General features: G+C 47.7%; 2 protein-coding genes and 1 pseudogene. All 3 read right to left on the bottom strand.

All coding sequences use genetic code 11. The features are described 5' to 3' along the window. Positions 1-61: 61 nt before the first annotated feature. Positions 62-433: a hypothetical protein gene (locus GSP01_RS14580; protein WP_141354685.1), complete on the bottom strand. Its 372-nt coding sequence runs from the start codon at positions 431-433 to the stop codon at positions 62-64. Then, positions 430-1,110: a ParA family protein gene (locus GSP01_RS14575; RefSeq protein WP_141354683.1), complete on the bottom strand. Its 681-nt coding sequence runs from the start codon at positions 1,108-1,110 to the stop codon at positions 430-432. Before GSP01_RS14575 ends, GSP01_RS14580 begins: the two co-directional genes overlap by 4 nt. 159 nt (positions 1,111-1,269) lie before the next feature. Then, positions 1,270-1,479, bottom strand: a pseudogene (locus GSP01_RS14995) (replication protein RepA); the annotation flags it as partial.

Raw genomic sequence — 1,479 nt, 5'->3', positions numbered from 1 at the left:
AATAGGGTAGAAAAAGGGAATTTCCCTATTTGAACACTCCGTTACGGGCATTCTCATTTGATCATGGACGATTGTCACGCTCCAGTGCCGCTATAGCTAACTCAAACGTCTCCGCAACTTTTAAACCTAATTTGTCTGCGAGCTCATAAAACCGTTCTGCGTGTTCATTTGTAGTCTTCACACTCACTACGCGATGTCGTCCAGTTCGATACGCTCTTGGTTTCCTCATGCCTTGATTAGATTGAGCCTTGCCTGCGGTGTTTTCGGGCTCGGATACACTTTCTCTACTGACAAATCGGGATCCTTCCGAGATCCGGTCAATCTCCTCAGGCGCGGGCCTTGTATCTTTGTTTTTCGGTGCGGGCTTGAATTTGGAAAGATCCATAGCTCCACCCTTTTGCGGATCCGAAAAGATGCTTGTGCGTGATTTCATCGATCTATGTCCTGTTCGCTGGATAGTAATTCTATCACTTCCCTAGCAAGGGCTTCGATATTCGCTGCGGCACTTGGAAGATTGCGCGCATTTTTGGGATCGAGAGTACGAATAGTACCTCCGAAAGAAAAAATCGCCCTGTATGCATCACGCTCATGAACTTGAACCGAGAACACAGGTACGCCGTTCTCCCGGAATTCCGCTTCAATAGCAGATAAAGTCCTCGGTCGTATTGCTGCGCTTGTGCAGGTAAATAAAATGGCACAGGGAATGTTGATTCTAAATGCCTCTTCCTGCTGCCTGACCTCTCTAACAGCAGAAACAGCTTCAACAGCGTCGAGGGCTGAACCTCTCGTAGGGATGATTACAAGATCCGCACGGCTCATTGCATAAGGTACCATTCTTGACGCGGTACCTTCGAGATCTACTATTACAAACGAACTTTCTTCTGCCTCGTGGTCAATCGTCTTTATGATAGTCCGCTCGGTGACGTCTTCAATCACTTTTAACGTCTCCGGTTTTCCAGGAAGTGATGCCCAACGAGCAACCGGCTTATTTGGATCAGCGTCAATTAGAGTTACGGAGGCACCGTTATGTGCGAACTCCGATGCCAAGAGAATAGCTGTCGTAGATTTCCCTGCTCCACCTTTCGGAGAAGCGAAGACGATAGTTGGCATTAAGGTTCTCCAAAATAGTATACTGCATGGAAACGGAAGACCTTCGGTATACCCGTCATTCCGCTTGCAGGCGAACATTACGCCCCCTCTTAGCTGCCTTGCTTGGGTAGGTCAACGGTATACCAATGGTAATTCCATCTTTATGAGAGTGTTTTTGGCTTAACTGGGGGGAGGGGAGGGAAACAAGGTTGCGCCTGTTCGGTCGACATCAACTTTCGCAGCAAGATAAACTGCTAATGCCAGTCCCAAATTATCTAAAAAGCCTGTGCGGAAATGGTCCATACGGGCAACGCCTGGTCCAAATTGTAATTTTAAGGCCGCCCAAGTAACGGGTGTCGGTTTTTTTAAGACGTGTAAGCGATACGCTAA

The organism is Gluconobacter sphaericus NBRC 12467 (assembly GCF_006539125.1).
Lineage (GTDB): Bacteria > Pseudomonadota > Alphaproteobacteria > Acetobacterales > Acetobacteraceae > Gluconobacter > Gluconobacter sphaericus.
Note: the sequence above shows the minus strand (reverse complement) of the source record. Positions and strands in the feature narration are given on the sequence as shown.